Annotated in this window: 23 protein-coding genes; 14 read left to right on the top strand and 9 right to left on the bottom strand. The window is 64.2% G+C overall.

All coding sequences use genetic code 11. The features are described from left to right. Nucleotides 1-132 precede the first annotated feature (132 nt). Complete coding sequence (locus tag NK8_RS23010) at nt 133-1,431, top strand: MFS transporter (RefSeq protein WP_162069041.1); 1,299 nt, start codon at nt 133-135, stop codon at nt 1,429-1,431. Between the two features lie 60 nt (nt 1,432-1,491). Here NK8_RS23010 and NK8_RS23005 read toward each other — a convergent pair whose 3' ends face one another. From NK8_RS23005 to NK8_RS22990, 4 genes are all read right to left on the bottom strand, one after another. Next, nucleotides 1,492-2,046 carry a hypothetical protein gene (locus NK8_RS23005; protein ID WP_162069040.1) on the bottom strand — a complete coding sequence of 185 codons (555 nt, stop codon included), beginning with the start codon at nt 2,044-2,046 and terminating at the stop codon, nt 1,492-1,494. Next, on the bottom strand, nt 2,039-2,449 hold the full coding sequence (locus tag NK8_RS23000; protein ID WP_162069039.1) for a DUF3592 domain-containing protein: 411 nt from the start codon (nt 2,447-2,449) through the stop codon (nt 2,039-2,041). The genes NK8_RS23005 and NK8_RS23000 overlap by 8 nt, the downstream gene beginning before the upstream one ends. Nucleotides 2,450-2,451: 2 nt before the next feature. Continuing rightward, on the bottom strand, nt 2,452-2,946 hold the full coding sequence (locus NK8_RS22995; protein WP_213231327.1) for a type VI secretion system tube protein Hcp: 495 nt from the start codon (nt 2,944-2,946) through the stop codon (nt 2,452-2,454). A gap of 222 nt (nt 2,947-3,168) precedes the next feature. Continuing rightward, nucleotides 3,169-4,092 carry a LysR family transcriptional regulator gene (locus tag NK8_RS22990; protein ID WP_213231325.1) on the bottom strand — a complete coding sequence of 308 codons (924 nt, stop codon included), beginning with the start codon at nt 4,090-4,092 and terminating at the stop codon, nt 3,169-3,171. 145 nt (nt 4,093-4,237) lie between these two features. Between NK8_RS22990 and NK8_RS22985 the strand changes: the two genes are divergently transcribed. The 5 genes from NK8_RS22985 to NK8_RS22965 are packed head-to-tail and all read left to right on the top strand — an operon-like array spanning nt 4,238 to nt 9,692. Continuing rightward, on the top strand, nt 4,238-5,413 hold the full coding sequence (locus NK8_RS22985) for an L-rhamnonate dehydratase (protein ID WP_213231323.1): 1,176 nt from the start codon (nt 4,238-4,240) through the stop codon (nt 5,411-5,413). Between the two features lie 47 nt (nt 5,414-5,460). Beyond that, entirely contained in the window at nt 5,461-6,759 is a 1,299-nt protein-coding gene (locus NK8_RS22980; RefSeq protein ID WP_162069035.1) for an MFS transporter, read from the top strand. Between the two features lie 25 nt (nt 6,760-6,784). Next, a complete protein-coding gene (locus NK8_RS22975) occupies nt 6,785-7,786 on the top strand; it encodes a 4-hydroxythreonine-4-phosphate dehydrogenase PdxA (RefSeq protein WP_213231321.1) in 1,002 nt (333 codons plus the stop codon). A 4-nt stretch (nt 7,787-7,790) separates the two neighbouring features. Continuing rightward, nucleotides 7,791-8,747, top strand: coding sequence for an amidohydrolase (locus NK8_RS22970; RefSeq protein WP_213231319.1), 957 nt, complete (start codon nt 7,791-7,793; stop codon nt 8,745-8,747). Between the two features lie 24 nt (nt 8,748-8,771). Continuing rightward, nucleotides 8,772-9,692 carry a dihydrodipicolinate synthase family protein gene (locus tag NK8_RS22965; protein ID WP_213231317.1) on the top strand — a complete coding sequence of 307 codons (921 nt, stop codon included), beginning with the start codon at nt 8,772-8,774 and terminating at the stop codon, nt 9,690-9,692. 66 nt (nt 9,693-9,758) lie between these two features. On the opposite strand, the gene NK8_RS22960 is transcribed toward NK8_RS22965, so the two are convergent. The 3 genes from NK8_RS22960 to NK8_RS22950 form a co-directional block, all read right to left on the bottom strand. Beyond that, nucleotides 9,759-10,856, bottom strand: a complete 1,098-nt coding sequence (locus tag NK8_RS22960; RefSeq protein ID WP_213231315.1) for a transglutaminase domain-containing protein — start codon at nt 10,854-10,856, stop codon at nt 9,759-9,761. A 288-nt stretch (nt 10,857-11,144) separates the two neighbouring features. Beyond that, nucleotides 11,145-11,876, bottom strand: a complete 732-nt coding sequence (locus NK8_RS22955; RefSeq protein WP_225936396.1) for a Fic family protein — start codon at nt 11,874-11,876, stop codon at nt 11,145-11,147. A 132-nt stretch (nt 11,877-12,008) separates the two neighbouring features. Then, nucleotides 12,009-13,589 carry an isocitrate lyase gene (locus NK8_RS22950; RefSeq protein ID WP_213231312.1) on the bottom strand — a complete coding sequence of 527 codons (1,581 nt, stop codon included), beginning with the start codon at nt 13,587-13,589 and terminating at the stop codon, nt 12,009-12,011. 370 nt (nt 13,590-13,959) lie between these two features. On the opposite strand from NK8_RS22950, the gene NK8_RS22945 reads away from it, so the two are divergent. The 8 genes from NK8_RS22945 to NK8_RS22910 all read left to right on the top strand — a co-directional run bounded on the left by NK8_RS22945 (nt 13,960) and on the right by NK8_RS22910 (nt 21,304). Then, entirely contained in the window at nt 13,960-15,087 is a 1,128-nt protein-coding gene (locus NK8_RS22945) for an aminotransferase class V-fold PLP-dependent enzyme (RefSeq protein ID WP_213231310.1), read from the top strand. Nucleotides 15,088-15,313: 226 nt separating this feature from the next. Further along, a complete protein-coding gene (locus NK8_RS22940) occupies nt 15,314-15,493 on the top strand; it encodes a hypothetical protein (RefSeq protein ID WP_061179963.1) in 180 nt (59 codons plus the stop codon). Between the two features lie 52 nt (nt 15,494-15,545). Then, nucleotides 15,546-17,081: a hypothetical protein gene (locus NK8_RS22935; RefSeq protein WP_213231308.1), complete on the top strand. Its 1,536-nt coding sequence runs from the start codon at nt 15,546-15,548 to the stop codon at nt 17,079-17,081. Nucleotides 17,082-17,097: 16 nt separating this feature from the next. After that, the gene (locus NK8_RS22930; RefSeq protein ID WP_213231307.1) at nt 17,098-17,241 is read left to right on the top strand and encodes a hypothetical protein; all 144 of its coding nucleotides are present in this window, start codon (nt 17,098-17,100) and stop codon (nt 17,239-17,241) included. Between the two features lie 57 nt (nt 17,242-17,298). Beyond that, nucleotides 17,299-18,189 (top strand): FecR domain-containing protein, encoded by an 891-nt coding sequence (locus tag NK8_RS22925; RefSeq protein WP_213231305.1) that lies wholly within the window; start codon nt 17,299-17,301, stop codon nt 18,187-18,189. Further along, complete coding sequence (locus tag NK8_RS22920) at nt 18,186-19,064, top strand: DUF3365 domain-containing protein (protein ID WP_213231303.1); 879 nt, start codon at nt 18,186-18,188, stop codon at nt 19,062-19,064. The genes NK8_RS22925 and NK8_RS22920 overlap by 4 nt, the downstream gene beginning before the upstream one ends. Before the next feature lies 1 nt (nt 19,065). Then, a complete protein-coding gene (locus tag NK8_RS22915) occupies nt 19,066-20,436 on the top strand; it encodes a serine/threonine-protein kinase (RefSeq protein ID WP_225936395.1) in 1,371 nt (456 codons plus the stop codon). Between the two features lie 40 nt (nt 20,437-20,476). Then, nucleotides 20,477-21,304, top strand: coding sequence for a PP2C family serine/threonine-protein phosphatase (locus NK8_RS22910; RefSeq protein WP_213231302.1), 828 nt, complete (start codon nt 20,477-20,479; stop codon nt 21,302-21,304). Here NK8_RS22910 and tagF read toward each other — a convergent pair. Together tagF and tssM are read right to left on the bottom strand one after the other, a co-directional pair. Beyond that, entirely contained in the window at nt 21,301-21,876 is a 576-nt protein-coding gene (tagF, locus tag NK8_RS22905; protein ID WP_213231301.1) for a type VI secretion system-associated protein TagF, read from the bottom strand. The two genes, NK8_RS22910 and tagF, sit on opposite strands and share 4 nt — an antisense overlap. Continuing rightward, nucleotides 21,876-25,286 (bottom strand): type VI secretion system membrane subunit TssM, encoded by a 3,411-nt coding sequence (gene tssM, locus NK8_RS22900; RefSeq protein WP_213231300.1) that lies wholly within the window; start codon nt 25,284-25,286, stop codon nt 21,876-21,878. The genes tagF and tssM overlap by 1 nt, the downstream gene beginning before the upstream one ends. Nucleotides 25,287-25,291 lie beyond the last annotated feature (5 nt).

The following is a 25,291-nucleotide window of genomic DNA, read 5'->3' as shown; positions in this document are numbered from 1 at the left end:
CCTCCGGTAATCACCTCATGAGGCGAATTCAATAGACGGCTATCGCTGTTTTCGCGAGACTGCGGGACGCCGGATCGACATGAGGTCCGTCCTCGAACAAGAGCGAAACAAGCCTTAGAGGAGACACAAAAGATGCTGCATCGCCCCAGAGTCACCCGCTCCGTTCTCGCGCTGATGTGCGCGATGTCGTTCATCATGTATCTCGATCGCGTCAACCTGTCCGCTGCGGCGGGCCTGATACGCGACGATCTTCATCTCACCAATACCGACGTCGGCCTCGTGTTCGGCGCGTTCGCCTATACGTATGCGATCTGCCAGGTCATCGGCGGATGGTTCAGCGACCGCTTCGGCGCCAAGACGACGCTCGTGCTGTGCGCGTCGATCTGGATCGTCGCGTCGGTCGCGACGGGCTTCGCGGGCGGTGTCGTCTCGCTGTTCTGCGCGCGCATGCTGCTCGGCGTCGGCGAAGGTGCGGCGCTGCCCGCGCAAGCCCGCGCGCTGGTCAACTGGTATCCGGCGAGCAAGCGCGGCTTCGTGCAAGGGCTCACGCATTCGTTCTCACGCCTCGGTAACGCGGTCACGCCACCCTTGATCGCGTTGCTGGTCGCGTTCGCTTCGTGGCGTGCTTCGTTCGTGCTGGTCGGCGCGCTGACGGCCGTGTGGGTCATCGCCTATGCGTGGTACTTCGCCGATAACCCGCGCAAGCATCGTCACATGACGGCCGAGGAAGAAGCGGAGTTGCCGCCCGAACACAAGGTCGCCGTCGACAAGACGCGCGAGCCGACGCCCTGGGGCCGCCTGCTCAAGCGCATCGCGCCGACGATGATCGTCTACTTCTGCTATGGCTGGACCGGCTGGCTGTTCTTCACCTGGCTGCCGACCTTCTTCATGCATGGACGCGGTCTCGATCTGAAGAGTTCGGCGCTGTTTTCCGCAGGCGTGTTTCTTTCGGGTGTCGTCGGCAATACCGCGGGCGGCGTGATTTCGGATCGCATTCTGAAGCGCACCGGCAGCGTGGTTTCGGCGCGGCGCAACATGATCATCGTCGCGTTCCTCGGTGCGCTCGTGTTTCTCGCGCCCGTGATGGTCGTGAAGTCGCTGCCGGTCATGGCTGCTTCGTTGAGCCTGTCGTTCTTCTTCCTTGAGATGACCATCGGGCCGATCTGGGCCGTGCCGATGGATATCACGCCCAAGCACGTCGGGATCGCGAGCGGGCTCGTGAATGCGGGATCGGCTATCGCGGGGATCTTTTCGCCGATCGTGTTCGGGTTCGTCGTCGATCGGACCGGGAGCTGGACGTTGCCTTTTGCGGGGTCGCTCGGTTTGCTCGCGGTGGGGATCGTGATGACGTTTTTCATGCGGCCGGATATCGCGCTGGATCATGCTTCGGCGAAGGATGATGCTTTGGATGGGGAGTTGGTCGGGCGGTGAACGTCGGCTTTCGCCAGACCGCAGGGAACGCCCGCGAATGCGGGCGTGGACGATCGGGGCCTACTCAGTGTACGGACCTTTATAGTTAATCGAGCCAAGCATAACGCCGCCTCCTATGGCATCGACTAACCCCTCACCCATCCCGCGCAAGAGAACAAAGGCTTTCGCGCTCGCTCCAAGCGCACTTGCAAACAAGCCGGGGTTGAACATCCACGGAATCATTGCTCGTTGATCGATGCCTGCAATGAAGCCTGAGATGTTTTCCGTGACTAGCAGTCCGGCGCTCGCATCTACATAGATCGTCATTCCTGCAAAATCCTCTGGCTTTAATTCGGGCTCGCGGAACCGGTAGACAAAGCCCCTGCCTTGAAAGTCCGTCGTTGCACCCGAACCGCTTACCGTGCCTTTACGCGGCAATCTAATATCTGGCAGTCGCAGACTTTTCGGCATGCGCGTGCTCAAGCCGACGCCCGCGCCAAAGCCGGCATATTCAAACGCGTGGAGCTTATGCGCTGGATCTTTCAAAATGAATTTCCCGCCCGAAAGCAGCAGATCACCGATTGATGCGGCAGCAGAACCGGCCGTTTCATACTCCCATTGGCTCGATTTAATCATCGTCGCCCCACCGGTGCTTGTTTGGACGCATACCGTAAAGACCACCTATGATAAAGACCGCAGAGAATGCCGTTATAAATGTGTGCATGCCCCATATACTCAATTCGTTATTTACTCTGGCCTCGATATACGGGGTTGTCCGATACCTGATTTCGACGCGATCACCCACTTCTGTGCGATACGTTGTGCTCCCTGCGAACGATGATCGCCTTCCATCACTCGTCGTGAACTCTATTTCTGGATGAAAGCCTCCGGCATTGAGCTTGACTACGGTGCCCCATGTCACCACCGAGTAAAGTCGAAACTCCAACGTCGATGGCAAAAACGGCAACTGAAGCGCGAAGACTGCGCAACCCATAATCACCGTATCCCAATTGATTTTCGAGCGATCAATCTTGAACATGATCAGTCGCCGCACCGTATTACGTAGTGATTGGTTGAAACGCCACATGCAGCGCCCTCCATGTTCATCAGGGTGTATTCTCGTTTGAACTCGTCAAACGAAATCACGACACGCTCATAATGTCCGTAGCCGGTGCCGTATGCCACGATTCGATGCACCATGACATTTTTCATTTGAATCTTGAGTGTGGGCTTCGGCGGAATGATTTTTCCGAGTGGAGTCGTTGACGATTGCGCAAAGGGACTAAGAACAGTCAAAAAACCTTCCGACGCCACCTTGCTATGCAAGAGCATATTGAGCAAACCAGTAGATGCGAGACTGATGCGATGCACGAACGTGATGTGTTCGATAGTCGCGCGCTTATTGCGAGAAGCGCCGCGCGAACTTTGGTGCATATTCCATTCATAGCTGTACACATCAATTTCACCGACATGGCCCACGGCACTCGCTTCACCGGTGACGCCATCTATTTTCACAAAGATATTCGTGTCGCTCATTGCTTATCCTTCGTTCTTTTCTCTCGCGATGGATGACTTGCCCCCGCTCAACACAAGCGGGCAGCGCACAGAGCATAGATATGGCAACGACTTGACGGCCATACGATATTTCTCATTCTCAATTAAAAAGCCCGCTCGTTGAGCGGGCTAGCGTGCACGGCGAAATAAGCGCGCGCCAGTGCGCGGGTTATCACCTTTTTTTATTCACCGCTTATCCATTCTTCAAGCCCGTCGAATCGCATCGATGACCAGTTGCGTCGCCGGACTGATCCGCCGGTTCTTCCTGAGAATCAACCCATAAGGCGCGAGTCGCCCGCGCAATGCAGTGGGCAACGACGCAATCGTATTCAGCGCCGAATAATAGTCAGCGACGGAACTCGGCAACACCGCAAGCATGTCCGAGTCCCGCAACAGCGACAACGTGGTGAGAATGGAAGACGTCTCGACCGTACTCACCGGCGGCGCAACGCGCGACTCCCGAAACGTCTGATCGATGATCTGCCTCATCGGACTCGGATGCGGCTGCACGATCCACGGATACTTCGCGAGATCTGCAAGCTTCGGCCTCCCCGCCATGGCGACCGCCGGGTGATCCGGCCGCGCCACGATCGCCAATGCCTCTTCCGACAAGGTCTCGAACGTCAGATCGAGCGCGGAAAAGCCGTAAGGAATGCGCCCCACCACGATATCCAGCTGATCCTGCTGCAACGCCTGCACGAGCACATCGCTCGTATCGATCTGCACGCTGATCTGCAGGCGCGGATGCGCTTCCTTCAACTGCACGATCACCTTCGTCAGCAAATCGGGAGCCGGCGCCATCACCGCGCCGATACGCACCTTGCCGATATCGCCCGCCTCGATCGCCGCCAGTTCCTCGCGCAGTTCATCGAGATCCTCGAAGACGACGCGCGCGTAGCGCATCACCGCCTCCCCGTAGATCGTCGGCTCCATCCCGCGCGCATGACGCACGAACAGCGTCGCGCCGATGGTGTCCTCCAGCTCCTTCAGCGCCTTGGTCGCGGCGGGCTGCGTCATCGCGAGTTCGTCAGCGGCGCTTCTGAGCGATTCTGTTTCCGAAAGCGCCGTCATCAATTGCAGATGACGCAGGCGCAGGCGTTTGCGTATGGTCGTGGCGGGCGCGATCATGCGAGCGATAACTCCAGGAAATAGCCTGATGCAAATAATTCAATGGTCAGTTATCGCAGAGTTTCGCACACTAGCGCTACCCGATACAGCCGCGCAAACCCTCGTTGCAGCGGCCCCCACCCGACTGGAACCGGAGACACCCGAGATGAAGATCAAGCATGTCCGCGCACGCGTTTTCGAATGGAAAGGCAAGGTCGTGCCGCCGCAATCGCACTTCTGCACGAACGCCGTCGACGTTCTCTACGAACGCGGCGACGCGATGGGCTCATTCCGTTTTCACGGCTGGCTCGTCGTCGAGATCGAATGCGACGACGGCACCGTCGGCATCGGCAATTGCGCGCTCGCGCCGCGCGTCGCGAAGCAGATCGTCGATGAATATCTCGCGCCCATCGCCATCGGCGAAGATCCGTTCGATCACGAATACATCTGGCAGAAGATGTATCGGCGCACGCTCGCATGGGGTCGCAAGGGCATCGGCATGGCGGCGATCTCCGCAGTGGACATCGCGCTGTGGGACATCATGGGCAAGGCCGTGAAAAAGCCCGTCTTCAAGCTGCTCGGCGGCCGCACGAAAGAGAAGATCTGGTGCTATGCGTCGAAGCTCTATAACAACGACGACCGCGACGCCTTTCTCGCGGAAGCCCAGGGCTATCTCGACCAGGGCTTCACCGCGATGAAGATGCGCTTCGGCTACGGCCCGAAAGACGGCCCGAAGGGCATGGCGAAGAATCTGGAGCAGGTCCGCCTGTTGCGCGAACTCGCAGGCGACGATGTCGACATCATGCTGGAATGCTACATGGGCTGGACGCTGGAATACGCGCGCCGCATGCTGCCGCGTCTTGCCGAGTTCAATCCGCGCTGGCTCGAAGAGCCAGTGATCGGCGACGACGTCGAAGGCTATCAGGAGTTGAAGAAGATGAACATCGTGCCGATCTCCGGAGGCGAGCACGAGTTCACGAGCTATGGCTTCAAGGATCTGCTGGAACGCCGCGCCGTGGATGTCATTCAGTACGACACGAACCGCGTGGGCGGCATCACCGCCGCGCGCAAGATCAACGCGATGGCGGAAGCCTGGTCCGTGCCCGTGATCCCGCACGCGGGCCAGATGCATAACTATCACCTGACGATGTCGAGCACCGCGAGCCCGATGTCCGAATTCTTCCCCGTGTTCGATGTGGAAGTGGGCAACGAGCTCTTCTATTACATCTTCGACGGCGAGCCGCAACCGGAGAACGGCTATCTGCAACTCTCCGATGAAACGCCGGGCCTCGGCATCACGCTGTCCGACAAGCATCTGAGCGATTTCGACGTCATCGAATGACGCAATGATGCAGGGCCGATGCAGCCCGCCCATATCAGGAGACAGGCATGGAAGGCAGGATCGAATCACCCGCGGCGCATGACGCCGCCGCGTCCGGACACGCGACGAGCGTACGCTGGCGCATCTTCGGCGTGGTGTTTCTCATCACGCTGATCAACCTCGTGGACCGCATCTCGCTTTCCATCGCGATGCCCACCATCGCGAAGGAGTTCGCGCTCTCGCCCGCGATGCAGGGGCTCGTGCTCTCGAGCTTCTTCTGGTCATATGCGCTGTTGCAGATTCCGGGCGGCTGGCTCATCGACAAACTGGGGCCGCGCAAGGTCATTGCAGGCGCAACGGTCTTGTGGGGTCTCTTTCAAACGTTGATGGGCGCGGCCACCGGCGGCCTGTCGATGCTGCTGCTGCGCGTGGGTCTCGGCGGCGCGGAAGCCCCGCTCTTTCCCGCAGGCAGCAAGCTCAACGCGCTCTGGCTATCGCGCGGCGAACGCGCGCGCGGCGCGGTGCTGATGGATGCGGGCTCGCCGCTCGGCGCGGCGATCGGCGGCCTCGCGATCTCGCATCTGATCCTCATGTTCGGCTCGTGGCGCACCGCGTTCGTCGTCGCGGGGCTTGCGACGATCGCGTGTGGCTGGCTTGCATGGCGCTATCTGCGCGACGACCCCGCGAAACATCCCGGCGTGAATGGCGCGGAACTCGCGCATATCCGCGACGGCGCGCCGTCCGTGTCCGGCGCTGCCCGCGCGGTCCATGACGATGCGCCGTTGCCGCTGCGCTCGACCATCGCGATGTGCGTCGGCCGCATGAGCTGGGCGATGATCTTCTTCGGCCTGCTCACGTGGGGCCCGAGCTACCTGACGCAGGCGCGGGGCCTGAGCCTGTCGCAGATCGGCGCGGCGACCTTCTTCATCTTCCTCGCGGGCGCGCTCGGCTCGCTGTCGGGCGGCTTTCTGTGCGACGCGCTGTGCGCGAAGAATTTCTCGCGCGGCAAGGTCGTGAAGAGCATGATCACCGTATCGGGTGCGGCGACGCTCGCCGTGTTCGCCGCGCTGCCGACGATCACGTCGCCCGTGGTCGCGGTCGCAGTGCTGTGTGGCGCATCGTTCCTGCTGATGTGGGGCAGCCTCTACTGGAGCCTGCCTTCGCTGCTCGCAAGCCCGGGACGCGTCGGCCTGCTCGGTGCGTGCATGAACTGCGCAGGCAGCGTCGGCGGCATTTCGATTCCGCTCATCACCGGCTTCATTCTTCAGCGCACCGGCTCCTTCGATGCGGTGCTGCACTTTTACGGCGCGTGCGCGCTGGTGTATATCTTCGGTTCGATCGCAATCGATCTGCGCCGCACACGCTGATCACCGACCCACAGACCCTACGAACATGAAACCTCGCATCGCAGTTCTTCTCGGCGATCCCGCCGGCATCGGTCCCGAACTCATCGCGCGTCTCATCGCGAAGCCCGAGAATCGCGCGCGCGCCGATCTGCTGATCATCGGCGACAGGCGTGAGCTCGACAAAGGCATGGAGATCGCGCAGCAACGCTTCGAGTATCACGTGGTCGACGATGAAGCCGCCGCCGCGCGCGATACCGACGTGCCTTCGCTCATCGACTTCCGCCTGCCCGACGATGGGCTCTACGAGCGCGCCGTGGCGACGGAACGCGGCGGCCGCTACAGCCTCGAAGCCTTCAAACAGGCACTCGCGAAGACGCGCGTGAACCGCACGCAGGCGATGCTCTTCGCGCCCGTCAACAAAACCTCGCTGCACATGGCCGGCATGGAGACGAACGACGAAATGGAGTGGTTCGCGCGCCAGCTCGACTACAGCGGCGCGTTCTGCGAGTTCAACGTGCTCGACGAGCTGTGGACCTCGCGCGTGACCTCGCATATCGCGTTGAAGGACGTGAGCGCGAAGCTCACGCCGGAGCGCATCATCGGCGCGGTGCGACTGATTCACGATGGATTGAAGCGCGCAGGCATCCACGCGCCGCGCATCGCCGTATGCGGCTTCAATCCGCATAACGGCGATAACGGCGCCTTCGGCCGCGAGGAAATCGATGTGATCGCGCCAGCCGTCGAACAGGCGCGCGCGCAGGGTTATGACGCGCAAGGACCCTTCCCCGCCGACACCATCTTCGTGCGCGCGCGCGATCAGAAGGTCTTCGACGGCGTGGTCACGATGTACCACGACCAAGGCCAGATCGCGATGAAGCTGATGGGCTTCTGGCGCGGCGTCACGGTGCACGGCGGCCTGCCCGTGCCGGTCACGACGCCCGCGCACGGCACCGCGTTCGATATCCACGGCCAGGGCCGCGCCGATGTCGGCGCCACGCAAAAGGCCTTCGACATCGCCGTGAGAATGGCGCAGGACCGTGCGAGCTGACGTCATGATGCAAGCGCGTATCGAAGCCTTGCGTGAACGCTTCCTGGAAAGCGGCGACGACGCGGACCTGCCCATCGTCGACGCGCATCATCACTTCTGGGATGTGACACACAACGATCATCCGTGGCTGCGCGATCTGCCGCGCATTCCGTTTCGCTATGGCGACTACGCGGCGATCTGCAAGGACTTCCTGCCCGATGATTACTTCGCGCAGGCGGGCAATCATCGCGTCGTGAAGACGGTCATGATGGAGGGCGAATGGAACCCGCGCGACGTGCTCGGCGAGGCGCGCTGGGCCACCGCGCTGCACGAACGCACCGGCCTGCCGAACGCGATGGCCGCGCAGATCTGGCTCGATCGCGATGATGTCGCCGATGTGATCGACGCCTATCGCGAGATGCCGCTCGTGCGCAGCGTGCGCCACAAGCCGAAGACGGTTGCGCGCGCGGCGCATCGCGCGGACTTCGATGTGCCGGGCTCGATGCGTTGCGCGCGCTGGCGGCGCGGCTATGCGTTGCTCGCGCAAAGCGGCCTGATGTTCGAATTGCAGGCGCCGTGGTGGCATTTCGGCGAAGCGGCGGAACTGGCGCGCGACTTTCCGCAGATGAAGATCATCGTGAATCACACGGGCCTGCCCGCGGATCGCAGCGACGAAGCGCTCGCCGCATGGCGCGCCGCGCTCGATGCGCTCGCGCGATGGCCGAACGTATGGCTCAAGATATCGGGCATCGGCGAAGCGGGTGTAAGCTGGAGCGTCGCGCGCAACGGCCGCGTCGTGCGCGATGCGATCGAGAGCTTCGGCGTCGAGCGGTGCATGTTCGCGAGTAACTTTCCGGTCGATAGCCTCGTCGTCACGCTCGATGAGCTTTTCAAGGGATTCAAGACCATCGTCGCGCTGCGCACGCGCGAAGAGCGGCTCGCGCTCTTTTTCGACAACGCAAGCGCGCTGTACCGGATCTAGACCCATCAAAGGAGACACACTTCAATGGCTGCACCTGTTTATCGCGGCGTATTTCCCGTCGCCCCGACCATCTTCGACGATCAGGGCCGTCTCGATCTCGAAGGCCAGAAACGCGCGATCGATTTCATGATCGATGCCGGTTCGCACGGCGTCTGCATACTCGCGAACTTCTCCGAGCAGTTCGCGCTGTCCGATGCCGAGCGCGACACCGTGCAACGCACCGTGCTCGAACATGTGGCGGGCCGCGTGCCGGTCATCGTCACGACCACGCATTTCAGCTCGCGCGTCTGTGCCGAGCGCAGCCGGGCGGCACAGGACGCGGGCGCCGCGATGGTCATGATCATGCCGCCGTATCACGGCGCGACGATTCGCGTCGGTGAGCGCGGCATTCACGAGTTCTATCGCGAAGTATCGAATGCGATCGACATTCCGATCATGATTCAGGACGCGCCCGTCGCGGGCACGCCGCTTTCCGCATCGTTTCTCGCGAAGCTCGCGCGCGATGTCGAGCACGTGTCGTACTTCAAGATCGAAACGGCGCAGGCGGCATCGAAGCTGCGCGAACTGATCGAACTCGGCGGCGACGCGATCGTCGGTCCGTGGGATGGCGAAGAGGCCATCACGCTGATGCCCGACTTCGACGCAGGCGCGACCGGTGCGATGACGGGCGGCGGCTATCCGGACGGCATCCGCAAGATCGTCGACGCCTATTTCGCGGGCGATACCGAGAAGGCTGCGGAGTTGTATCAGCAATGGCTTCCGCTCATCAACTACGAGAACCGGCAATGCGGTCTTGCCGCGTGCAAGGCCTTGATGAAGGAAGGCGGCGTGATTCGTTCGGATGCGGTGCGTCATCCGCTGGCGGCGATGCATCCCGCCGTGCGCGACGGGCTGTTGAAAGTCGCACGCAGGCTCGATCCGCTCGTACTGCGCTGGGGGCGTTGACTTGGTTCGATTCTCTCCGCACCGCGGAGAGAATTGAGGCGGGCAAACACCCCTCGCATGCTTCAGTCAACGCGCCGCCACGCGTATCAACCTTCCCGCCACATCCGCCTGATCGGCAGCGACGCGCCACTTCGGAAACGTCCCGGATCTGTCGACTTTCCACGGATCGCCCATTTCATCGACATACATCGCGCTCGCGCTGCGCCCGGCCGCCGACGCGCGTCGGAGCGCGCCCGGCGCAGCGCGTTCGAACGAACGGCTGCCCTGTTCGTTGAATACAGTCGCAAGCGGCCGCTGCGCCTGGCCTGACTGGCTGAGCGGCGCGGCAAGCGGTCCTGACGGCGCGCGCAGCACCGCATCGGCGGGCTTGCGTCCGGCGAGGATCGCGGCGAGCAGCGCGGACGGACCGTTCGATGTCGATGCTTCGCGATCCGTATCATCCGTGCGCTTCGCAATCGGCGCGCTCGGTGAATCGAGCGCGAGCGGTTCGCTCGCGCCATCGATCTGCACGACGAGGATGACGTGCCAGTCGTCCGGCGTGTTGTTGTAGCGCGGCGCGAGCGACACGAGACGCAGTCGCGCAATGTCGAAACCCGCGTCGCGCAGCAGCAGATATTTGGCGACGGCGAAATCCTTGCACACGCCGCTTTCGGCAAAGAACCGCGCCGGGGCGTAGTAGCTGCCGTCGGTTCCGTCGCGGTAGCGGACTTCATTGACGAGCGCATCGGCGAGCAGAGCGGCTGACGCATCGCCAGCCTTCGCGCGCTCCGCCCGCACCTGCGCGACGAGGCGGGACCAGCCGGCGGGTTCGCGCGTCAGATGGCTGCGCAGCGCCTCGCGCAGGCGCTGCACGCGGCCGATCGCATCCGACGATGGTTCGAGGTTCTTGTCGGCAAGCGGCAGGAGGAACATCAGGTCGCCGACTTGCGCGAGTTCCGGGCGGATCTTCCGGTTGACTTCCCACCACGTCCCGGCGCGCAGGCGCTCGATGCCGCTTTGCAGCGCGTGCGGCATCGACGAACCGCTCGCGTCCTCGTCGCGCGTGCCGGGTGCATGGTTGTGCGACGCGGCTGGCAGACTCGCGGCGCCCGCGACGACGGGCAACAGCACCGCGGCAGCGAACGTGCACTGGAGCAAACAGAGAAGCAGTCGAGCGAGCGGCATGTGTTGACTCCCGGTGTTTCGAAGCCTCCAAATGCCGTACACGCCGTTCGACGCAAGACAACATTGGCTTGAAGCCAACATTGCATGCGGCGTGCCAATTCGTCGTATTGCGCTACGTCATTGATTAAAAGGGGAATTGTTCTTAGGAGCCGGGTGTGGCGAACGCCGCATGACGCCCGCCGCCCAACAGACGCGCGATATCTGTCGGCGTGTCCCGCACGCTTTGAGTTCGCGGAAGGTGGATAGGGCCAGTGGTTTCGCGGTGCAGCCTGCCATCACGGCGCATCGCTACGCCAGTCCGAGCGCGTCGAGATAGACGTTCATTGATCGCTGGACCAATACGGCGATCAGCCGGGCAATGCCCGTGTAGTCGTTGCTCACACAAGCGTCATCCAGCGAATCGCAATAATCCGCACGATCCCCGCTCCGGACGACGGCCGGGGGATAACCGGATTTCATCAACTCGACGTTCAAGAGCAGGCGCCCCGTTCTGCCATTTCCGTCCACGAACGGATGGACCTTGACGAACCGCGTATGAAGTTCCGCCGCGCGAGCGAGAGGATGCATGTTCCCTGCTCTCGCATGCCACTCGACGAGCGAAGCCAGTTCAGCCGGCAGATTCAGAAAGTCCGGTGGAATCGTACGCGCGCCCGATATCGCTACGTTCACATGGCGATAGCGGCAGGCTTCCTCACCGGCACGGCCTTTCAGCACCACGTTATGGATGTTCCTGATCTGCCACGCGGACAGGGACTCGTTCGTCGCGACGATCTCATCGAGGTAACGCATCGCGTCGGGACGGCCCATGCTTTCGCAGTACTGTGGCAGCGATTTGCCGTCCATGGCCATGCTGTCGAGCACGACCCGAGACTCGCGCAATGCGCGAGTGTGGCGCCCGGCTCCATGCGCTTCGGGCGTCCATTCAAGCCGCAGTCTGTCACGCAGCGAAGCCAGAGCCGGAGGCGATAGCGGACGCATCGCGTCCAGTTTCGCCTTGTCGGCATCGATCGCTTCCAGCATCCGTTGCAGAGACGAGTCCATGGCCTGCGTACCTGATTCGTCGATTGTACTCACCAGCCTGACGTTGCCTTACCGGACAAAAAAAAACGCCAACCCGCAGGTTGGCGTTTGCCCGAGGTATCGCTGCCGGTATCAGAACTGATTCATCGTGTTGTCCTTACCCGCCGCCTTCAGCGCCGCTTCGCCGCTGAAGTACTCCTTGTGGTCATCGCCGATATCCGAGCCCGACATGTTCTGGTGCTTGACGCACGCGATGCCCTGACGGATTTCCTTGCGCTGCACGCCCGCCACGTAACCCAGCATGCCCTGATCGCCGAAGTATTCCTTGGCCAGATTGTCAGTCGACAACGCGGCGGTGTGGTACGTCGGCAGCGTGATCAGATGATGGAAGATACCTGCTTCACGCGACGCGTCGGCCTGGAAGGTACGGATCTTTTCATCGGCGAGCTGCGCCAGTTCGGTCTGATCGTATTCCACGCTCATCAGTTGGGCGCGGTCGTATGCCGACACATCCTTGCCCGCGGCCTTCATCGCGTCGTAAGCCTGCTGGCGGAAATTCAGCGTCCAGTTGAACGACGGGCTGTTGTTGTACACCAGCTTCGCGTTCGGGACGACCTTGCGAATCTCGCTCACCATGCCGTTGATCTGCGCGATATGCGGCTTTTCGGTTTCGATCCACAGCAGGTCGGCGCCGTTTTGCAGCGCGGTGACGCAATCCAGCACGCAGCGCGCTTCGCCCGAGCCGGCGCGGAACTGGAACAGGTTGCTCGGCAGGCGCTTGGGACGCAGCAGCTTGCCGTCGCGCTTGATGATGACGTCGCCATTGCCCAGTTGGTCGGCCGACAATTCTTCGCAGTCGAGGAAGGCGTTGTACTGGTCGCCCAGGTCGCCCGGCGTGTGGGTCACGGCGATCTGCTTGGTAAGGCCCGCGCCCAGCGAGTCAGTACGAGCGACGATGATGCCGTCATCCACGCCCAGCTCCAGGAAGGCGTAGCGGATCGCGCGGATCTTCGCCAGGAAGTCTTCGTGCGGCACGGTGACCTTGCCATCCTGGTGGCCGCACTGCTTCTCGTCGGACACCTGGTTTTCGATCTGGATGCAGCATGCGCCCGCTTCGATGAACTGCTTGGCCAGCAGGTACGTGGCTTCCGCGTTGCCGAAGCCCGCATCGATGTCGGCGATGATCGGCACGACATGCGTGACGTGGTTGTCGATCTTTTCCTGGATCGCGGCCTTGGCAGAACCATCGGCAGCGTCGAGCTGGCGGAACAGGCCGCCCAGTTCACGGGCGTCGGCCTGACGCAGGAACGTGTACAGCTCGCGGATCAGCGCGCTGACGGAGGTCTTTTCGTGCATCGACTGGTCCGGCAGCGGGCCGAACTCGGAGCGCAACGCGGCCACCATCCAGCCGGACAGATAAAGGTAACGGCGCTCGGTGCTGTTGAAGTGCTTCTTGATGGAGATCATCTTCTGCTGACCGATGAAGCCGTGCCAGCAACCCAGCGACTGCGTGTACTTCGACGGGTCGGCATCATACGCGGCCATGTCGGCGCGCATGATCTTCGCCGTGTACTTGGCGATATCCAGGCCCGTCTTGAACTTGTTCTGGGCACGCATGCGGGCGGCGTACTCGGGATTGATGGCATTCCAGGCGCTGCCGTTAGTCTCTTTCAAACCAGCAACTGCCTTGATGTCGTCTTGATATTGGGCCATGTGACTCTCCTGGGAACAAAGCGGGTTTAACTGAATGATTTGGCGGGCCGCCGCGTCTGTCGTAGCGAACTGCATGACTCAATACTACCGCCATTTCACGCTCGCGAGTGAAGTCTTATATAAGACATAAGACATTATTAACGTATATTTTTCAATGGCTTAGATGACTATTTTTGCAATGCAAAACACGTTTTCAAGCGGCAAAAAGTCGACGGCGCAAAAATCCATCGCGAATTCCGCGATGTGAAATGTCCTTTCGGTTGCTGAAGACAGGTCAGCAGGGATGGCCCGAGCGACGTACGATGTCTGTTTCGACGTGCCGAGGTCGCGATGCGGCCCGACGTCCATTCGTTTTTTATCGGAGGCGAACGTGCCAGGGTTACTTCCCGATGTCGACCGCGAGGGGCTCCTCGAATATTCAGTCGTCTACACCGACCGATCGATCAACCATATGTCGCGGCTTTTTCAGGGCGTCTTGCGCGATATTTCCGCCGCCCTGAAACAGGTCTACAACGCGAAGTCGGCTGTGGTCGTCCCGGGCAGCGGGACGTTCGGCATGGAAGCCGTTGCCCGGCAGTTCGCGACGAACAAGAAGTGTCTGGTCATCCGCAATGGCTGGTTCAGCTTCCGCTGGACGCAGATTTTCGACATGGGCGGCATTCCGTCTGAATCGACGGTGTTGAAGGCGCGTCCGGTCGAATCGGGGAGGCAGGCAGCCTATGCACCGCCTCCGGTCGAAGAAGTGGTGGCTGCGATCAAGGAGAACAAACCTGATCTGGTCTTCGCGCCGCATGTCGAAACCGCGTCCGGAATGATGTTGCCCGACGCCTATTTGCGCGCGGTATCCGATGCCGTTCACGATGTCGGCGGCATGTTCGTACTGGATTGCATCGCCTCCGGCGCGATCTGGGTGGATATGCAGGCGAGCGGCGTCGACGTTCTGATCAGCGCGCCGCAAAAGGGATGGAGCGCGCCGCCCTGTTGCGCACTGGTCATGCTCAGCCCGCTCGCGCGCGAAAGAATCGACTCGACCATCAGCACCAGTTTCGCGTGCGATCTTCGCAAGTGGCTGCAGATCATGGAGGCCTACGAAGATGGCGGCTTCGCGTATCACGCCACGATGCCCACTGACAGTCTCGCGACGCTGCGTGACGTGATGAAGGAAACCGGGTCGTACGGCTTCGACAAAGTGAGAGCCGAGCAGCTCGAACTCGGCAAGCGCATTCGCTCGCTCCTGACTGGCGCGGGTTTCAGGAGCGTGGCGGCCGAAGGGTTTCAGGCTCCGGGCGTCGTGGTCAGCTACACAGACGACGACGGCATACGCTCCGGGAAGAAATTCGCCGACGCGGGCTTGCAGATTGCGGCTGGCGTTCCTCTCCAGTGCGACGAGCCCGAGGACTTCAAGACCTTCCGCATCGGCTTGTTTGGCCTGGATAAGCTGCATGACGTCGAAGGCACGGTCGCGAGGTTCGCGAAGGCGCTGGATAGTCTTCGTTAAGACGCGTCGCTATCCTGCGTCGCGAGTGCAGCGGCGCGCGTGCATCGGTGCCGCGCGCCGCATGGAGCCGCGCGGTGCTCCATGACGGCAGGAAACCGGTCCGACCGGACACTTCAAACCCGCGTTTATTCCTTTCCCGCCCGCAAATAAATCGCCGCTTCCACGCGGAACAAAACCTCCTGCCCCGCTGTTTTGCTATCGACGGTCGCGACATCCCACGGCGACCATGATCGGCACGATTCGCTCGGCGAACGGCTCGACAGGAGGCATCATGCACCGCGAAATCTTCGTCCTTGAGCACAACTTCTTCAGCTTCGGCTGCATCTATCGGGTGGACGTGCGCAGTCGCAGCGGCCGCCTGATCGAGACCCGCTACGTGAAGCTGAACGATATCGCGTGGTGCTAGGCGCTCTCCCCGACACTCAACCACCCGCTCAGATTTTCGAGGAGACCTCTCCATGCCCTACGCTTATGCCCAGTTGCCCGACATCGTTCCCCACGATGAATGGCTAAGAGGAACCTCGGCGCTGCTTCAGGTACGCGGCGCGGCGCTGAAGGATCTGGATCAGCAGATCCTGATGTATCAGCGCAACCGGACGGTTCATCAATTCCACTCGCTGGTGCAGGCGTACGAGCGCTGGCAACTTTCGGCCGGCCCCGACGATGCCTGGAAAAGCGCTTCGCGCAACGGCTCGAAATACTTCACGCTACTCGATCAGCAACTGCGCGGCAACGGCGACACGGACGCCGCGGCTGGCGCGCAGGACTTCATGACGCCGGCGCTCATCAACGCGCGCCTCGGCGTGCTGTACCTCTTCGGCAACCTGGAACTGGAGGACGACACGTTTCAGGTGCTGCTGGAAGGCGCTTTCGATATCACCAACGTGGGCCTCGGGTTCGCGCCGGACACCAATGTCGCGGCGGCGCGCGCATCCGCGGTGCTGGACAACAGTGTCGTGCAAAAATCGGCCTCGCTCGCGCTCGAACAGGTGCAGCAGAAGATCAGGAGGCGCAAGGAACCAACTCTCACGAAATCGAATCAGCTCACGAATTCCACGCTCACGTTGCCGGCGTTGAGCAGCGCGGCGCAGCGGCTGTACGAGGCCATTCGCGCCAAAGTCGAGGAAGGGGCGAGAAAGCTGTGGGACATGATTCGCGAAAAGGTCGCCGACATCCGCAACGATCCCGGCGGTTTCGCGCTCGACACGATGCCCGCGCTGCTGCGCAAGCTCATCGATTTCCTGTGCGGCAAGCTGCTCGCCACGCTCGCGCCGTTCATCGGCGCGGGCCTCGATATCGCCAAGGGCATCGCCAATACCGTCGATAGCAGCATCACCAAGTATCGCGAGTGGGTGCAAGGCCGCGACGTGCAACTGCTGACCGGGCATCCCGGAACCATCGTGGAAGCGATCAGGCGCGCGATGAAGCTGAGCATCGGTTCCGGCGTATACGACCTCGTCAAGGGCGGCGCGAGCCTCGGCCTGCAGTTCGCGAGCCAGGGTGCGTCGACCATCATCGATGCGGTCGTGTCGATCATGGAAACACTCGCGAAGGTGATCTGGAAGATCGTGGAAATCAAGCGCATCAAGCGATTTTGCGAGCAGGCGAAGGGATACTGGGAAGCGCGCATGCAACGCGACGCGCTGCATACCCGGCCGCTCGCCTTCAACGGCTGGTTCAAGCGCTACGCCGTGCCGATTCCGGCGCTCTCGGTGCTGGCTCTCAACTCCGGCATCTGCGGCGACAAGATGCACTTCCTCGCGATGTTCAAGGATGACGAGAACATCGTCACGCAGGCGGAATTCACGGCCGGCTGCAAGTACGTCGACAGCCTCAAGGTCTGGGGATCGGACTATCTGGGCGATGCGGGCTTCTCATTCAGTTCCGACGACGCGATGATCAAAGGTCTGCTCACGCTCGCCACGAGTCACAAGGAAGAGCAGACCTGGGACCTGAAGGTGCGCAAGGCCGTGCTCGGCTTTTTGAACGGATAGCGCCTTGGCGCAAGACATGAAGAACGCCTTCGCTCATGCGAAGGCGTTCTTCATTCGGGGCGCCTGTTTCCACGGATCGAGCATCGCCGTGAAGCTGGTTCAGGCAACCACGCACGACGCCGATCTGTTCCATCGACAAAGAAAAATTCATGTGGAATAGAAGCCGGGGTACGGCTGTTTTCGTCGCAATACCTTCACGCTCCGAGGCATCGCCGCGATGAACGCCCGAACCCTGCTGCACACCATTCGCCTGAGCGTCGCCCTTGCATGTCTGTGCGCGCTGCACGGCGCGCACGCGGGCCAGGCGATGCTGCTGCCCGAAGGAACCGTCACGCTGATCCGCGCGACGACCGTGTTCAATGTCGATGCGCCCATCGCGCTGCAGCCAGGCGATCTGCTCGCCACCGACGCAATCGGCGGCGCGCAAATCGAGGACGGCGACGGCACGATCGTCGCGCTCGGCGCCAACACGCGCGTCGCCATCGATGCCGCGCCGCACGGCGATGCACTCGCGCTCCTCTCAGGCTGGATCAAGATCGCGCGTCCGCGCACGGGCACGGCCGGGCCCTTGTCGATCGATACGCCCGCGCTCGACGCGAGCCTGCTCGACGGCGCGGCGGTACTGCATGCAAGCCGCGACATGACTTCGCTCTTCATCGAAACGGGCAGCATGACGCTCGCCCTGCCCGAACATGCCGACGCGCATCAGCAGCTCGACGGCGAACATTACGCCGAACGCGAGACCGGCAAGCCGCTCGATGTGGGCAAGCGCCCCGCGACGTCGTTCATCGCCGCGATGCCGCTGCCTTTTCGCGATCCGCTCGCTTCATCGGCGGCGCCCGCGAAGGCGAAGCTCGTCGCGCCCGTGCAGGGCCGCGCGGCGACATATGCCGATATCGCCGACTGGCTGAGCGCGCCGCTGGCGATCCGGCGTGGCTTCGTCGCACGCTTTCGGCCGCTCGCGCAGGGCGAGCCGTTCCGCGCCCAGGTGCGGCAGAACCTGCGCAATCTTCCCGAATGGCGGCGCGTGCTGTGCCCGCCTCCCGCCATGCCGCGCCGGCGTGCGGTCTCGCCTGTGCAGAACCCGTCAACCGAGGTGGAATCATGAGACTGTCGCTCGCCGTCAAGTTCAATCTGGTGTTTCTGGCGGTGTTCGTCGTCGGCTTCGTGTCGGCCGGATTCGCCGCGCGCGAGTTGCTGCGTCGCGCGGCCATCGACGAAACCGTGCAGAACGCGCGCGTCCTCATGGAAGCGGCGAGCGCGGCGCAGAACTACACCGCGACGCAAGTCACGCCGCTTCTGCAAACGCAGCTCAAGTACAGCTTCGTGCCGCAATCGGTGCCGGCCTTCTCGGCCGTCGAAACGCTGATGACGCTGGAGAAGCGCCTCGCGGGATACTCCTATCGCTCGACGATGCTGAACCCGACCAATCCGCGCGACCGTCCCTCGGACTGGGAAGCGGACGTCATCCGCCATCTGCACGACAAGCCCGAACTGAAGGAAGTCGTCGGACTGCGCGACACCCCGACCGGGCAGAACCTCTACATTGCGCGCCCGAACCGCATCAACGACGCCGCCTGCATGGAATGCCACAGCGTGCCCTCGCGCGCCCCGAAAACGCTCGTCGACAAATACGGTCCCGACAACGGCTTCAACTGGGCGATGCACGACGTCATCGGCGCGGATTTCGTCTCGGTGCCGATGGCGCTGCCCATCGCGCGCAGCAACGCGGTGCTGCGCACCTTTCTCGGCTCGCTCTTCGCCGTGTTCGTGCTGTTGCTGATCGCGCTGAACGTGATGGTGCATCTGCTCGTCACGCGGCGCATCCGCGCCCTCTCGCGCGCCGCCGATGAAGCCAGCCTCGGACAACTCGACGGCGCGAACTTCAGCGAGCGCGGCCGCGACGAGATCGCTTCGCTCGCCGCGTCGTTCGCGCGCATGAAAACGAGTCTCGTGGAAGCGTTCAAGATGATCGAGGCATGAGATGAAAGCCGCTGCGATGGACCCGCCGCGCATCACGCAACTGGGCAAGTACCGCGTCGAAGCGGTGCTGGGCACGGGCGCAATGGGCGTGGTCTATCGCGCCTTCGATCCGCACATCGAGCGGCATGTCGCGCTGAAGACGGTCCGCCACGAGCTGCTGGAGAGCGGCGAGCGCGCGAGTCTGATGACGCGTCTGCGCAGCGAGGCGCAGGCCGCCGGACGGCTCACGCATCCGAACATCGTCGGCGTGTACGACTACGGCGAAGCCGATGACACCGCCTATATCGCGATGGAGCTGGTCTGCGGACACGCCCTGAAGCCCTTGCTCGACGCGGGCCGTCCGCTCGAACTCGCGAGCGCGCTCGACTGGTTCGCGCAACTGCTCGCCGCGCTCGGCTTCGCGCACGCGCACGGTGTCGTGCATCGCGACATCAAGCCCGCGAACCTGCTCGTCAGTGAGCAAGGCCGGCTGAAAGTCGCGGACTTCGGCGTCGCGCATGTCGAATCGTCGACGCTCACGCTGGCGGGCGCGATGATCGGCACGCCTTGCTACATGTCGCCGGAGCAGTTCACGGGCGAATCCGTAGATGGACGCTCGGACCTGTTCTCCGCCGCGATCGTGCTCTATCAGATGCTTACCGGATGCCGGCCGTTCGCGGGCGCATCGCAGGCGGAAGTGATGCGGCAGGTCATGCACGAGACGCCGCGCATGCCGTCCGTCTGCAACCCGGCGCTGCCGTCCGGGATCGATGACGTGCTGATGCGCGCGCTGTCCCGTCGTCCCGCCGCGCGCTTTCAGACGGCCGATGCGCTGCGGCAGGCGCTGGCGCTCCACCAGGCCTCGGACGACTGCACGATTCTCGAAGCGCAGCCGGTGACGTCAGCCGCTGCGCTCGCGTCGGGAACGGGCTCGTGGCGCGGCGATTCGTTGCCGTCGCTCACGATGTGGCCCGCCGCCACGCTCGCCACGGTCGAGGCGCGGCTCGCCGCGCAGATCGGCCCGGTTGCGCGTCTGCTGGTGCGGCGCGCGGCGGCGCGCAGCGCGGATACGCCGGATCTGCCGGCGCTCGTCGCGCTACTCGCGCCGCATGTGCCTTCCGAGCGCGGCCGCGCGCAGTTCGTCGCCGCTTTCGCGGACGGGTCGAGCGCGGGCACGGCGCATGGGGCGGCAATGGCGCCCTCATCGCTCGATGCAGAAGAGGTGCGGGCCGCCGCGCTCAAGCTCGCCGTTTATCTCGGTCCGATCGCCACCCTCATCGCGAAACGCGAGGCCGCCCGCGCGGCCAGCCTGCGCGCGCTGCACGAACGGCTCGCGGCGGCCATCTCCGATCCACACGACCGCGCGCGTTTCCAGCGCGATGTCGGACTGTAGCGCCCATTCACCACGACCCGCATCCGAAGGAGCACGACCGATGAATCCCGACACGCTCATCCGCCGCGCGCCGGTGCGCCTTGCCGCATGCGCGGCGGCCGGCCTCACCGATGCCGGCCGCGTGCGCCGCGAGAACCAGGACCGCTTTCTGATCGATCCGGCGCTGAACCTCGTCGCGGTCGCGGACGGCATGGGCGGCCATGCCTTCGGCGCGCGCGCCAGCGCGCTCGCGCTCGACTGCATCGCCACGCGACTCGCCGCCGATACGACGTCGCGCGCTCACGCCGACGCCGCCCACGCCTACGATCCCGACGCCACCGTACACGATGAATCGGCATGCGCGATGCGCGCCGCCGCCGACGCGCTCGACCACGCCAACGCGACGCTTCACGCGATGAACCTGCGCGAGCGCCTCGCCCACCGGTCGATGGGCACCACGTTGACGGGCATCTGGCAGCCGTCCGGCTCGGCGCGGCTGATCTCGCTTCACGTCGGCGACAGCCGCCTCTACCGCTATCGCGACGGTGCGCTCACGCCACTTTCACGCGACCAGACGCTCTATCAGCAGGCGCTGGAGCGCGGTGTCATCGAACATTTGCCGCCGCGCAACGTGCTGCTGCAGGCGCTCGGGCCGCTGCCGTCGATCGCGCCCATCATCGAAACGCATGCGTGGCTGCCCGGCGACCGTTATCTGCTATGCAGCGACGGGCTGCACGGCGAGGTGCCGCATGGCGAAATCGAAACGGTCCTCGGAGCGATGACGCCGCAGGGCATCGACGACGCCTGCGAGCGGCTGGTGGCGCTCGCGCTCGATGCTGGCGGCAAGGACAACATCACGGCGGTCATCGCCTGCTTCGACGGCGTCTAACCGGCACGGTCATCGAAGAGCGCCGCGACGAACGCGGCATCGGGCAGACCTGCGCTCGTGCGCGCCGATTGCGCGTGCCACCAGACGCTCGTTCCCCACGCTCCTGCATGCGACGGCGTCGAAACTTCGTTCGCGTCATGTCCGAGCGATAGCGCCAGCAATCCGGCATCGAAATCCGCGAGACGCGCGCCCTTGCCGAGCGTCGCGAGCGCGAGCGCGCCGCAATGCGCAAACCACGCGTGCGAATGCGGACGCCAGGCGGACCACGCGCCCGCTTCGACGGGCGCGGCGATCGTCAGGGGAAAATGCCGGCCCGCACTGTCGACGCTCGGCATCAGCACGCCCGCCCAGCCGTCCTCACCCAGCACGCCGCCGCCGAGCGCGAAGCGCCACAGCGGCGCGGTCAGATACGCGTCGAGCCAGGCGCGCCCGCGCGCCGCGCGGCTCGCGAGCAGGCCCGCCTGCAACATCGCATCCCAGGGAACGACGAAGCCTTGCGGCAGACGCCGCGTCACGAAGTCGCCGTTGCCGCGCAGCTTGCCGAAGCATCCGGCGACACCCGGCGACGCCATCACAGATGTTCCGGACAGCGAAACTGTTCGAGCGGCGCGCGCCGGAAAGGATTGACGACGCTCGTCGCGTCCAGCTGCAGCACGGCTTTGCGTCCGGCGGAATCGAGCGTGAGCCGGTAGCGGTCCGGCTGCGCGGTGGCGTCGAGCCTGCCCGCGTCGATCAGATGCAGGAGCGCCCACGGACCGCTCGCGTCGAGCGGCGCGGCTTGCGTCGCAAAAGCCGGATCGAACTGCGCGCTGGCGCGGCCCGTGTTCTTGCCGCTCGGCCACTGCAGCAGCATCGACTGGAGGCCGTCCTGTCTGAGCGCAAGCTGCTGCCCGTCGATGTCGAGATTCAGTTGCGTCAGCGCCGGATCGAACGAGAGTGCCTTCACGCGAAAACGGATCGACATGTCGCGGCTGCCGTCGTGGAAGAACGCATCGCGGATCTGCGCGGCGCGCTGGAATTGCGCGAGGGCGTCGCGCGGCATGCCCGCCGGCGGCGTGCCGGCGCGCCATTGCCAGACGGGCCCGCTCGTATCGACCAGCGCGGCCAGGTTCTTCTGGAAGAAATCGTCGATGAGGCCGCCCGGCGCGAACAGCTTGCCGAAGTCGTCGGCGGCGACGTCGCGCGTAGAAGCACGCACGAAGGGATAGCGGCCATCGAGCGCGCGGCGGCACAGCGGGCCGGCGTTCGCGTTCCACTGCGCATCCAGCCGGGCGCGCTCGCCGCCTTCGAGGAGCGCCGTGCCGGCCGTGGCGATCGACGCGGCGACCGGCGTGAGCGGCGCCGGGCTCGTCTGGCTCGCGAGCCTCAGCTTGCCGAGCGCGTCGCCGACGGGCGCGGGCTGGCCCATTCTGCGCGCGGCGTCGGCGGCATCGAGATAGACGGCGGCATCCTTGAGCGGCGCGAGCGCGCGATCGAGCGGCGTGGCGTCGCCCGGCTTGCCTGCGAGCTGATGCAGCGGCTGGAAGTGGTCGTCGACGCGCGTCGTCGGGTTCGCGCCGAGCGTCGTCTCGCGCGCCGCCGCGACGATGAACTTCCTGAGCGGCGAGTCGGGCGCGGACAGCTCGTTCGCGATACGCGCGCCATCGGCGAGACCGCTGACGGGCGCTGCGCTCACATCGTCGAGCAGTCCGTCCCATGCGTGGATATACGCGTCGAAGTAACGCTCGTCGAGTGCGGCGCGCAATGCGGCGATGCCGTCGGGCGTGAGCGCGACGTCGTCGCGGCCGAGCACCCAGGCGTCCTTCTCGACATTGGCGAGCGCGGCGTCGCGCAGGCGCATGTATTGCGCATAGCCGGCGCGCGTGTACGCGCCCGCGACGCCCGCCGTGAGCGGCGCGCCGCTCGTGCGCCGCAGCAGCAGCGGCGCGTTGGGTCCGGCCGCGGCGCTCACGCTGAACGCGGCGATGTTGCCCTGCGCGAGTTCGCCGTCCACCCGGTTGCCGACGCGCTGCGACAGCGGCAACTCCGCCAGCCACGCGCGCGCCGTCCTGATGAGCGCGTCGTCGAGCGGGAGCGACGGATCGAAGTGCGTCTTGTCGAACAGCGCGGCGAGATGCGCGTCGAGCGCGCTGCGCTGCGCGGGACCCGCGTCACCCGCGAGCGCCGGAACCAGATGCGCGCGCAGCGCGGCGGCGTCGAAATGGCGCGCGTCGCCGAGCATCAGATAGGCGCGCAGCGCTTCATACCGATGCGCTTCGGATGCCGAATCATTGCCCGTTGCGCCATCGCGCAATTCCTGCGTCAAGGTGCCGACCGCGAGCGGCAGCAAGGTCTGATCGAGCAGACGCCGGTACGTCACGCGCGCCGCCTGACCGAGCTTGTCGCCCTGATAGAGCCAGAGCCGCGTGAGCCACGGCACCGGCTTGCCGGCGTCGGCATAGCCGCCGGGCAGCGCGCGCGCCGCGTCCAGGAGCGGCAGCACGGCGAGCGGACCGGCGGCCGCGTTCGCCTCGCGCGCCAGTTGCCCGACATGCTGCGTCTCGCGCTCGAACGCCGCGACATAGGCACGATTGCGCTGATAGCTCACGGCCATGCACGCGAGCGCGAGTGCGAGCGTCACGCCGACCAGCGCGAGCGCGCCGCGCCGCAGCCACGCGCTGCAGCGCTCGAAGCGGGCGTTCGCGCCCACCAGCCCGGCTTCCGCGATCACCACGTCCTTGAGCATCCGGTTGATGAAATACGCGCGCCCCGACGCATCGCGGTTATACGCCGCATCGCGACGCAAGCCGAGCGATTGCGCGATGCTGCTGATCGCGCGGTCGATCGGCCGGCCGTGCTGCGTGCCGCTCGTGAAGTAGACCCCGCGCAGGAGCGGCGACGCCTCGAAGCGCGTGCCGCGAAACGCGCCATCGAGAAAACGGCCGAGCGCCGGCTGCAGCCCCGCGAACTGCTGCGCGAAGCCGTAGATGCGCGCGCGCCGCGCGACGTCCGTCTCACGCTGCATGCGATGCAGCACGCGCGCCTGCAGCCGCGTGCCGAGCGCATCGAATTCGGCGGGGAATGCGGCGAGCGCCGCGCTCGCCCCCGGCGACTCGTCGAGCGCGAAGGTGATGCCCCAGACCTGGTTGCGCTCCGCTTCGCCGAGATCGTCGAAGAATTCGGTGAAGCCCGCAAGCAGGTCGCACTTCGTCACGACCACGTACACCGGAAAGCGCACGCCGAGCCGTTCGCTCAGCTCCGTGAGGCGGCTGCGGATCGTGCGGATGTGCGTATCGCGCGCGGCGTCGTCCTCACGCACGAGATCCGCCGCCGAGAGCGTGACGATGACGCCGTTCAGCGGCCGCCGCGGCCGGTACTTGCGCAGCAGTTGCAGGAAGCCGGTCCACGCGGATTCGTCGGCGTGTGCGTCGCTGTCCTGCGTCGTGAAGCGGCCTGCCGTGTCGACGAGCACGGCGTCGTCGGTAAACCACCAGTCGCAGTGACGCGTGCCGCCGACGCCGCCGATCGCGTCCTCGCCGAGCTTCTCGCGCAGCGGAAAGCGCAGGCCGGAATGCGCGAGCGCCGTGCTCTTGCCGGTGCCCGGCGCGCCGATGAACATGTACCACGGCAACTGATACACCCATTGACGGCCGTTGACGCCTTTCATGCGCGCCTGCCGCAGGATCGCGAGCGCCTGCTCGAAGCGCTCGCGCAGCACCGCGAGCTCCGCGCTGCCGGCCGCTGGCGCCTGTCCCTGCCCCGCCACGCCGCTCATGAAGCGCAGATTGACGAGCCGCGCGGCGACGAGACGCGCGCCCCAGACGATTCCCCACACGGCGACGAGCGCGGCCATCGCGATCAAGCGGTGGCGAGCCGTCTCGAGCGGCGCGTGGCCATCGAATGCGAACAGCGGCCCTTCGAACCACACGACGACGAGCAACGCGAGCACGCCCGCAAGCGTGAGCCATTGCGGCGTCCTGAGCGCTCCTGCGATCTTTTTCATCGATA

The sequence above is a fragment of the Caballeronia sp. NK8 genome, assembly GCF_018408855.1.
In the GTDB taxonomy this organism is placed as follows: Bacteria; Pseudomonadota; Gammaproteobacteria; order Burkholderiales; family Burkholderiaceae; genus Caballeronia.
The sequence above is the reverse complement of the archived record's forward strand: the minus strand, read 5'-3'. Positions and strand labels throughout refer to the sequence as shown.

Excerpts from the sequence above, each read along its gene's own strand:
- NK8_RS22960 (WP_213231315.1), bottom strand. The coding sequence starts at position 10,856 with ATGCCGCTCGCTCGACTGCTTCTCTGTTTGCTCCAGTGCACGTTCGCT.
- NK8_RS22930 (WP_213231307.1), top strand. The coding sequence starts at position 17,098 with ATGAAGAACGCCTTCGCTCATGCGAAGGCGTTCTTCATTCGGGGCGCC.
- NK8_RS22995 (WP_213231327.1), bottom strand. The coding sequence starts at position 2,946 with ATGAGCGACACGAATATCTTTGTGAAAATAGATGGCGTCACCGGTGAA.
- NK8_RS23005 (WP_162069040.1), bottom strand. The coding sequence starts at position 2,046 with ATGATTAAATCGAGCCAATGGGAGTATGAAACGGCCGGTTCTGCTGCC.
- NK8_RS22975 (WP_213231321.1), top strand. The coding sequence starts at position 6,785 with ATGAAACCTCGCATCGCAGTTCTTCTCGGCGATCCCGCCGGCATCGGT.
- NK8_RS22920 (WP_213231303.1), top strand. The coding sequence starts at position 18,186 with ATGAGACTGTCGCTCGCCGTCAAGTTCAATCTGGTGTTTCTGGCGGTG.
- NK8_RS22965 (WP_213231317.1), top strand. The coding sequence starts at position 8,772 with ATGGCTGCACCTGTTTATCGCGGCGTATTTCCCGTCGCCCCGACCATC.
- NK8_RS22910 (WP_213231302.1), top strand. The coding sequence starts at position 20,477 with ATGAATCCCGACACGCTCATCCGCCGCGCGCCGGTGCGCCTTGCCGCA.
- NK8_RS22950 (WP_213231312.1), bottom strand. The coding sequence starts at position 13,589 with ATGGCCCAATATCAAGACGACATCAAGGCAGTTGCTGGTTTGAAAGAG.
- NK8_RS22985 (WP_213231323.1), top strand. The coding sequence starts at position 4,238 with ATGAAGATCAAGCATGTCCGCGCACGCGTTTTCGAATGGAAAGGCAAG.
- NK8_RS22940 (WP_061179963.1), top strand. The coding sequence starts at position 15,314 with ATGATCGGCACGATTCGCTCGGCGAACGGCTCGACAGGAGGCATCATG.
- tagF (WP_213231301.1), bottom strand. The coding sequence starts at position 21,876 with ATGGCGTCGCCGGGTGTCGCCGGATGCTTCGGCAAGCTGCGCGGCAAC.
- NK8_RS22980 (WP_162069035.1), top strand. The coding sequence starts at position 5,461 with ATGGAAGGCAGGATCGAATCACCCGCGGCGCATGACGCCGCCGCGTCC.
- NK8_RS22925 (WP_213231305.1), top strand. The coding sequence starts at position 17,299 with ATGAACGCCCGAACCCTGCTGCACACCATTCGCCTGAGCGTCGCCCTT.
- NK8_RS22955 (WP_225936396.1), bottom strand. The coding sequence starts at position 11,876 with ATGCTGGAAGCGATCGATGCCGACAAGGCGAAACTGGACGCGATGCGT.
- NK8_RS23000 (WP_162069039.1), bottom strand. The coding sequence starts at position 2,449 with ATGTTCAAGATTGATCGCTCGAAAATCAATTGGGATACGGTGATTATG.
- NK8_RS22990 (WP_213231325.1), bottom strand. The coding sequence starts at position 4,092 with ATGATCGCGCCCGCCACGACCATACGCAAACGCCTGCGCCTGCGTCAT.
- NK8_RS23010 (WP_162069041.1), top strand. The coding sequence starts at position 133 with ATGCTGCATCGCCCCAGAGTCACCCGCTCCGTTCTCGCGCTGATGTGC.
- NK8_RS22935 (WP_213231308.1), top strand. The coding sequence starts at position 15,546 with ATGCCCTACGCTTATGCCCAGTTGCCCGACATCGTTCCCCACGATGAA.
- NK8_RS22915 (WP_225936395.1), top strand. The coding sequence starts at position 19,066 with ATGAAAGCCGCTGCGATGGACCCGCCGCGCATCACGCAACTGGGCAAG.
- NK8_RS22970 (WP_213231319.1), top strand. The coding sequence starts at position 7,791 with ATGATGCAAGCGCGTATCGAAGCCTTGCGTGAACGCTTCCTGGAAAGC.
- tssM (WP_213231300.1), bottom strand. The coding sequence starts at position 25,286 with ATGAAAAAGATCGCAGGAGCGCTCAGGACGCCGCAATGGCTCACGCTT.